The sequence below is a fragment of the Microcystis sp. LE19-10.1B genome (assembly GCF_027530565.1).
Lineage (GTDB): Bacteria > Cyanobacteriota > Cyanobacteriia > Cyanobacteriales > Microcystaceae > Microcystis > Microcystis aeruginosa.
This window is the reverse complement of the sequence record NZ_JAPZQM010000426.1, coordinates 1-7913: the sequence shown is the minus strand read 5'-3', so window position 1 is coordinate 7913 and position 7913 is coordinate 1. Positions and strand designations below refer to the sequence as shown.

Annotated in this window: 10 protein-coding genes; 6 read left to right on the top strand and 4 right to left on the bottom strand. The window is 44.3% G+C overall.

Annotated features, from left to right (window positions below; genetic code table 11):
* From O9332_RS15495 to O9332_RS15485, 3 genes are all read left to right on the top strand, one after another.
* Positions 1–188, top strand: a 188-nt coding sequence (locus O9332_RS15495; protein WP_288026306.1) for a hypothetical protein, incomplete at its 5' end; no start/stop codon positions are given.
* 181 nt (positions 189–369) lie between these two features.
* Positions 370–561, top strand: a complete 192-nt coding sequence (locus O9332_RS15490) for a hypothetical protein (protein ID WP_288026304.1) — start codon at positions 370–372, stop codon at positions 559–561.
* Positions 562–632: 71 nt separating this feature from the next.
* The gene (locus O9332_RS15485; protein ID WP_002762406.1) at positions 633–1034 is read left to right on the top strand and encodes a fasciclin domain-containing protein; all 402 of its coding nucleotides are present in this window, start codon (positions 633–635) and stop codon (positions 1032–1034) included.
* Between the two features lie 516 nt (positions 1035–1550).
* On the opposite strand, the gene glgB is transcribed toward O9332_RS15485, so the two are convergent.
* From glgB to psbH, 4 genes are all read right to left on the bottom strand, one after another.
* Positions 1551–3830 carry a 1,4-alpha-glucan branching enzyme gene (gene glgB, locus O9332_RS15480; RefSeq protein WP_002762407.1) on the bottom strand — a complete coding sequence of 760 codons (2280 nt, stop codon included), beginning with the start codon at positions 3828–3830 and terminating at the stop codon, positions 1551–1553.
* Positions 3831–3930: 100 nt separating this feature from the next.
* Positions 3931–4116 carry a hypothetical protein gene (locus O9332_RS15475; protein WP_288026302.1) on the bottom strand — a complete coding sequence of 62 codons (186 nt, stop codon included), beginning with the start codon at positions 4114–4116 and terminating at the stop codon, positions 3931–3933.
* A gap of 123 nt (positions 4117–4239) precedes the next feature.
* A complete protein-coding gene (locus tag O9332_RS15470) occupies positions 4240–4488 on the bottom strand; it encodes a TatA/E family twin arginine-targeting protein translocase (protein WP_002762408.1) in 249 nt (82 codons plus the stop codon).
* Positions 4489–4592: 104 nt separating this feature from the next.
* Positions 4593–4787: a photosystem II reaction center phosphoprotein PsbH gene (gene psbH, locus O9332_RS15465; protein WP_002736544.1), complete on the bottom strand. Its 195-nt coding sequence runs from the start codon at positions 4785–4787 to the stop codon at positions 4593–4595.
* Between the two features lie 444 nt (positions 4788–5231).
* Between psbH and O9332_RS15460 the strand changes: the two genes are divergently transcribed.
* The 3 genes from O9332_RS15460 (at position 5232) to O9332_RS15450 (ending at position 7665) form a co-directional block, all read left to right on the top strand.
* Positions 5232–5831, top strand: a complete 600-nt coding sequence (locus O9332_RS15460) for a superoxide dismutase (RefSeq protein ID WP_002762409.1) — start codon at positions 5232–5234, stop codon at positions 5829–5831.
* 183 nt (positions 5832–6014) lie between these two features.
* A complete protein-coding gene (locus O9332_RS15455) occupies positions 6015–6809 on the top strand; it encodes an alpha/beta fold hydrolase (protein ID WP_002762410.1) in 795 nt (264 codons plus the stop codon).
* Positions 6769–7665, top strand: a complete 897-nt coding sequence (locus tag O9332_RS15450; protein ID WP_043999386.1) for a tRNA (5-methylaminomethyl-2-thiouridine)(34)-methyltransferase MnmD — start codon at positions 6769–6771, stop codon at positions 7663–7665. The genes O9332_RS15455 and O9332_RS15450 overlap by 41 nt, the downstream gene beginning before the upstream one ends.
* Positions 7666–7913 lie beyond the last annotated feature (248 nt).

The window sequence follows — 7913 nt, the reverse complement described above, 5'->3', positions numbered from 1 at the left end:
TAGCTCAGCATCCCTATAAAACTCAAATCTTGGACTTCCATTCCTGCAAAACCCAATGGGCAACTCGTTCACTCTATTTTGAGGGACAGAAGCGAAATCAATTCTGTATCCTACACTACCGTTTGAATTTGGAATTGCTGTTTTTTTGCAATAAAACTACACAAAAAAAAGATCATCGTTATGCGTGAAATTGACTAATTTACCCGTCTTAATTAGGATTGCCTTGTAGATGTGGCAAGGGTTTCAACCATTGCTGCTCAAAAAAGCAAAGAATAACCTATTGTGAAATTCTATCAAATCGCTGTAACCTTCATAACATCGTTGTTAAATAAAAATCTTTCTCAATTAATTCTTAAGAATTTGTAAATATTGCGGAATGTTAATTTAAATATTCTCAAGTTTTTGGAGTCAATGGATAATTTTTGCTTATCTTTGTCCAACATGGGGTTAGAAATCGGGAGACAGGAGACAGGAGTCAGGAGATTATTTTTATTGATTCTCCCCACACCCCACACCCCACACCCCACACCCTACACCCTACACCCCACACCCCATCCCTAGAACGATCTTTGGGACAAGATTAAGTTTAAAATCTGAAATAGATAATTTTTTTAAGGGATCGAGTCAAGTTTATGGCAGATATTGTCGATATTGCGGTCAGTGCCGATAATTTTAAAACTCTAGTAACGGCGGTACAAGCGGCTAATCTTGTGGATGCCCTGAAAAGTCCCGGCCCCTTCACGGTTTTTGCCCCCACCGACGAAGCTTTTGCGAAATTGCCCCCTGGGACGATTACAACCCTAGTGCAGAATATCCCCCAATTAACCAGAATTCTCACCTATCACGTCGTTGCGGGCAAATATATGCAGGAAGATTTGGCAAAATTGGCCGTAGTGACTTCTCTAGAGGGTTCACCGATTCCCGTCGATTGTAGCGAAGGTTTTGAGGTGAAAAATGCCACGGTGGTTGCGGGTAATATCGAGGCAGATAATGGTGTGATCCACGTCATCGATACGGTGATCCTGATGGGTTAGTTTTTGACCGTCTTTTGCCCGGTCTGCATCTAGGGCAAATCTGTCTTATTTAGTCACTAAATATACATATACTTTTGCTTGTTTTTGATTTTGATGCTCGACGGAGGAAAATGCCCACTTTCTGCACTTTCTTGTCTGTACCTGTTCAGACTAAATCCTGTTATTAAAGACTGATTATCTATTGATCCTTTTGCCTATTACATGAGTAGAAAACGGGTTTCTCCGAGAAACCCGTTTTCTGTGCGTTACTCAACGGATTTAGTATTAGCCATCTCGACAGTAATGGCAGCGTGGAAGAACTCGCTCAAGAATGGGTGCAAACACTGCTCGCTAATCTAACAACTTAATCGTTTTCGCAAAATTAAGCCAAAAAAGAGGCCACTTTCCGCAAGATGGCCTCTAAATTTTTTTGTTAGGGGTTAGTCAGTTATCAGTTATCAGTTATCAGTTATCAGTTATCAGATGTTAGTTTTCAGTTCACTGTTTACTGTTTACTGATCACTGAAAAAAGCTTACCTATTCCCCAGAAGTATGAGGACTGATTTTGAGAACTAAAACCCCTAAAGGTGGTAAACAAAGATCAATCGAGTAGGGACGGCTATGATAGGACCATTCCTCCGACCATTTACCGCCAAGGTTGCCCATATTACTACCGCCATATTTACCCGCATCGCTGTTAAAGATTTCCTGATAAAAACCGGGATGGGGTACACCAACGCGATAATGGCTGTGGGGTTGGGGAGTAAAATTACAGACCACCACCAGAAACTCCTGCCAATTTTTGCTCCAGCGCAGGAAAGAAACGACGCTATGACTATTATCACTACAGTCGATCCACTCAAAGCCATCCTGACCAAAATCCTGGGTATATAAAGCAGGTTCACTCTTATAGGTGGCGTTCAAATCAGTAAAAAAGCGTTTTAGCTGTTGATGGGGTTCGTACTGCAAAAGACCCCACTCCAAATCACCCCAAACATTCCACTCACTCCACTGGCCAAATTCCATGCTCATAAACATGGTTTTCTTGCCGGGGTGGGTAAACATATAACTAAATAATGCCCGGACATTGGCGAATTTTTGCCACTCATCCCCCGGCATTTTGCCAATCATATTACTTTTGCCGTGAACCACTTCATCGTGGGACAAAGCCAGCATATAATTCTCGCTGTGGTTATACCACATACTAAAAGTGACATTATTTTGATGGAATTGACGGAACCAAGGATCCATGCCGAAATAATCGAGCATATCGTGCATCCAGCCCATATTCCACTTCAAATTAAAGCCTAAACCGCCCATATAGGTGGGCCAGGACACCATCGGCCAAGCGGTGGATTCTTCGGCAATAGAGAGAATTCCGGGGAAATAGCTAAAAATTACATGATTGACTTGACGCAGGAATTCCGCAGCCTCTAAATTTTCCCGGCCACCGTACTCGTTAGCCACCCATTCCCCATCTTTACGACAATAATCGAGATAGAGCATAGAAGCCACCGCATCCACGCGAATGCCGTCAATATGGTACTTATCGAACCAAAATAGGGCATTAGCCACCAGGAAATTTCTGACTTCGTTGCGACCGTAGTTAAAAATTAAGGTTCCCCATTCCTTGTGTTCCCCTTTGCGCGGGTCGCCGTGTTCGTAAAGATGAGTACCATCAAAGAAAGCTAACCCGTGGCCATCTTTGGGGAAGTGACCGGGGACCCAATCCACTAGCACACCAAGGCCATTTTGGTGACATTGATCGACAAAATACATGAAATCTTCAGGATTGCCGTAGCGACTGGTGGGGGCAAAATAACCCGTCACTTGATAACCCCAAGAACCATCAAAAGGATGCTCGGCGATCGGTAATAATTCGATATGGGTGTAACCTAATTCTTTAACGTAGGGAATTAGTTTTTGGGCTAACTCGTAGTAACTCAAAAAGCGCGCCCCAGTGTTCCATTCCGACACGGGAACCGCTTCCCCAGACCCGGAAAGTAAACGGGGGGGTTCGGCACTAGAAGCGTGCAGCCAAGAACCGAGGTGTAATTCGTAAACGGAAACCGGTTGAGTTAAAGGATCGCTATGGCGGCGTTTTTCCATCCAATCGCTATCATCCCAAGTATAGCTATCTAAATTGGCCACGATCGAGGCAGTTTTCGGGCGTACTTCTTGGGCAAAACCGTAGGGATCAGATTTTTCGTAAATATGACCTTCCCAATTTTTGATCTCGTATTTATATTTAGTGCCAACACCGATTTCCGGGATAAACAATTCCCAGACCATATTATTACGTTTCCGCATTTGGTGATCACGACCATCCCAGTTATTGAAATCACCAATAATCGAGACGTTGCGAGCATTAGGGGCCCAAACGGCAAAATAAACCCCTTTAATACCCTCGATTTCGGCTAAATGCGCCCCTAATTTTTCATAAATGCGATGATGGTTGCCCTCCCCAAACAGATGTAAATCAAAATCGCTGAGTTTGGCAGAACGGAAGGCATAGGAATCATAGATTACCCGTTCCTGTTCTCCCTCGTGGATGCGTAATTGATAATTGTTCAGTTCACCGATATCGATGACGCACTCGAAAAAATGGGGGTGATAAGCGGTCGTCATGGGATATTCTTGTCTTTGGGACGGTAAAATAACCCAAGCGGCCGTGGTTTTCGGTAAATAGGCTCTAACAACCCATTTATTGACTTTTCCTTCTTCTTCTAGGGGATGGGCCCCCAAAACCTCAAAGGGATCGTGATGGAGGTTGTTGACGATTTGATGGACTTGTTCGGGGGATACCACTATAGACATTCATTTACCACTCTTGACATCTACAATACTTATAGCAAGGAAATAGTCATTTTTTTGTTGCCTTCTGGGAATTCTCAAACTGACGGTATATTCTGCCGACTTAGGGTCTGCTGAAAAAGTTTTTCGTGGGGGTAGGGTGTGGGGTGTGGGGTGTGGGGTGTGGGGTGTGGGGTGTGGGGTGTGGGGAAGTGGGGTGTGGGGAAGTGGGGAAGTGGGAAGAATAAATAAAATAATCTCCTGTCTCGGAGTCTCCTGACGACCGGCTCCTGACTCCTGACCCTAACAACAATTTTTGATTTTTACAAGAGGTCTATGGTAAAACTGCCAATTTAATCCGGCTCTGGTCATTCCCGATGTTAATCTAGCGGATAGTCTCGAATTTGACCTACTCTACATCTCTACACAGTTCTTAACTGGAACGAGTTTGATCCCTAGGAGATTGACTTTCTTCTAATTCAGCTTTGATTTTTACCGAGTCTTCAATCTGCTCGGCCTCTCGCTTAAATTCACTTTCAAATTCCTTGGATGCTTCTTGAAATCCTCGAATCGTTTTGCCTAAACTGCGACCGATTTCTGGTAATTTTTTCGGTCCGAAAACTAGCAGGGCAATCAAGAGAATTAACCCCATTTCCGGCAATCCAATCCCAAAAATATTCATGTTTTTGCTCCTAATAAAAAACTCGCGGTGGGCAATAACCCACCTGCCAAAGTCCGCGGGATAATTCTGCCGCCAAAAATGGCGACGAGATTGTTGGAATCTGCTTACTGACCCCAATCTACATTAAATCCTTCTAAAATTAGGGAGGAGTTGTAGATCTGTAAAATAATCAGCAAAAAGACTAAAAACAGAGCCATAAAAACTCCCATCAGCAAGGTAGTTCCCCAACCGGGAGAAACTTTACCATATTCCGAGTTGAGGGGACGAAGGATTTCACCTAAGCGTGTACGCTGTGCCATAAGTTACCAAGAAAGATCTGTAAATGATAATTTTGTATTGATCCGTAATTTGACGAAGTGCCAACCGGTCAACCCAGTGAGATAAAATCTACTGCTGTTTCCAGTGGAGCTTTTTTGGTCTAATTCCGAACGGAATCGTTTTTCGCCTGCCCTGCCACGCCCACAAGAATCTGCAAGCGCCTACAGTACGGGAATTATTTTAACATTGTTTGGTGATCTTCTCAGGATTTAGGAGATGGTCGATGGGAGTTGAGGTGATGGGGGAGAAGGGAGATGGGAGAAAAAAGCTGATCGATCAGTGATCACTGATCAAGTCTCCTTCGGTGCTATGATTGAGGGTGTAAAGTTTTATTGCAAAGGTATTCGTCTTGGTTAAGCTGAATACTGACAAAAGGTTAACAACACTACCTTAAACAAGCTCTCAAGAGAGGATACAGAGAACACATGGCTTACACACTTCCCCCTTTACCCTACGATTACACTGCCTTAGAGCCTTGTATCACCAAAAGTACCCTAGAATTCCACCACGACAAGCACCACGCCGCTTATGTCAATAACTATAACGGTTTGGTCAAAGATACGGAACTCGATGCTCTCTCTTTAGAAGAAGTTATCGTTAAGGTTGCTGGTGATGCCTCTAAAGCTGGGGTTTTCAACAATGCCGCCCAAGCATGGAATCATAGTTTTTATTGGGACTGCATGAAACCGGGTGGTGGCGGTGCGCCTACCGGTGCTTTAGCCGATAAAATTAACGCAGATTTCGGTAGTTTCGAGAAATTTGTCGAAGCTTTCAAAACTGCGGGCGCTACTCAATTCGGTAGCGGTTGGGCTTGGTTGGTTCTCGATAACGGTACTCTCAAAGTTACCAAAACCGGCAACGCTGACAATCCTTTAACCGCCGGACAGGTTCCCCTCTTAACTATGGATGTGTGGGAACACGCTTATTATCTCGACTACCAAAATCGTCGTCCCGATTACATCAGCGACTTTTTAACCAAGTTGGTTAATTGGGATTTCGTGGCTGCTAATTTAGCAGCGGCCTAAAAATTTAGCTCAGTTAATCCAGTTATCAGTTATCAGTTATCAGGGATTGGGGAGCAGGGAGAAACCATCCATAGGTTGGGGGTTAATACTACTCTTAAAATTGGCCAATCTCTCTAATATTAATTATCCTTAAAATAGATAACCAGAAAAAACTTTTTTAACATCGATCGCGCTTGTTGCACAATGGAACAACCTGTCAGTTGGATTATTCCCCGTCATCCCCGTCCCGATTATCCCCTGTTTGTATTTTTACCCGGAATGGATGGCAGCGGCCAACTCTACCATCGTCAGATTAAAAACCTTGCTCCTTACTTCGATCTGCGTTGTTTGGCGATTTCCCCGCAATATCTCGGTGATTGGGAGGAATTAAGCGATTGCGTGATTGCTTTATTGGCCCAGGAATTAAAGGGACAATCGAGAAAAGTCTATCTCTGCGGTGAGTCTTTTGGTGGCTGTTTAGCCTTGAAAATAGCGACAAAATCAGCAAAATTAATTAAAAAACTGATTTTAATTAACCCCGCTTCTTCTTTTAATCAAAGACCTCTTTTAAGCTTGGGAATCGGTATCACCCAGATAATGCCCGATTTCATCCACGGCAGCTCGGCACTAACTATTTTACCCTTTCTCGCCGCTCTCGGTCGAATATCCCGGGAAGATCGCCGCTCTCTCCTCAAAGCCATGCAATACGTCCCACCGAAGACGATTAGCTGGCGTTTATCCCAGTTACAACGGTTTCAGGTTAGTGCCAGCGAGTTAAAAGATCTGCAATTGGAGGTGTTAGTGATAGCCAGTCAAGGCGACCGACTGTTACCATCGGTAGCGGAAGCTAAACGCCTAATTCAGCAGTTACCCGCCGCAAAATTAACGATTCTGCCCAATAGTGGTCATGCTTGCCTGCTGGAAACCGATATTCACCTCAAAGACATTCTCCATCACCATGCTTGTCTCCCCCGAAGCTTACCCGCAAAAAGTCACTGAGGATGGTTCTTATACCTTTTTTTCGACCGAATTCGGCGAATGTTATCATTCTACCTCCGGGGCAAGGGAAGAGGCTGAGAAAAAATTTATCCTCTCCAGTCGTCTGGCAGCGAAAGCAGACCAGAGCAATAATCTGAAAATTCTTGACATTTGTTACGGCTTAGGGTATAATGCCGCCGCTGCGTTGGCAGCCATTTGGCAAGTTAGGGGGGATTGTCGGGTAGAATTATTAGCTTTAGAAAGCGATCGAATGGTTCCCCTAGCGGCTATTAGAGAGAATCTCTTAAATAGTTGGAATCAACCAATTCCCGAATATTTAAATGATTTTGCCCATAATCACCGGCTAGACTTGCCTAATCTCACCGCTAAACTGTTAATCGGGGATGCGCGACAGACGATAACCAAGGTGATTGAGGCGGGTTTTCAAGCAGAGGCAATTTTTCTCGATCCCTTTTCCCCGGGTAAATGTCCGCAACTGTGGACGGTGGAGTTTTTAGCTTTAGTGGCCAAATGCCTGAGTCCGACGGGTTATTTAGTCACCTATTCCTGTGCTGCCTCGGTGCGAAGGGCTTTACAATTAGCAGGATTGCAGATTGGAGCCACCGATAGCGTCGGACGGCGATCGCCAGGGACAATAGCCAGTTTTTTGTCCTTACCCCCATCTCTATCGGCACAGGAACGGGAACATCTGCAAACTAAAGCCGCTATTCCCTATCGAGACGCGACTTTAACTGACCCAGCCGAAGTGATTATACAACGTCGTCGCAGCGAACAGGCTCTCTCTGATTTAGAACCGACTAGCCACTGGAAAAAACGTTGGCAAAGATCGTTTAATTCGATCGAAATCTCGGAATGAGAATAATGTAGGTAAGTAAGTAGTTATAATTAAATTGAAGATAGATTTTGCCTCTGATCCCCCCTGCCCCCCTTGATAAGGGGGGTGCCGATCCCCCCTTAATCCCCCCTTGATAAGGCTATCCATTAGTCACATCTTTCTTAACATAAAATTTGACAAAAAGAGAAAAGTGTGCCAGATGGCTCAAGGGGGTTCTATGGGGGAACTAATTTGATGAGATAGTTTCCAAGTCTCGCTGATATCATGTA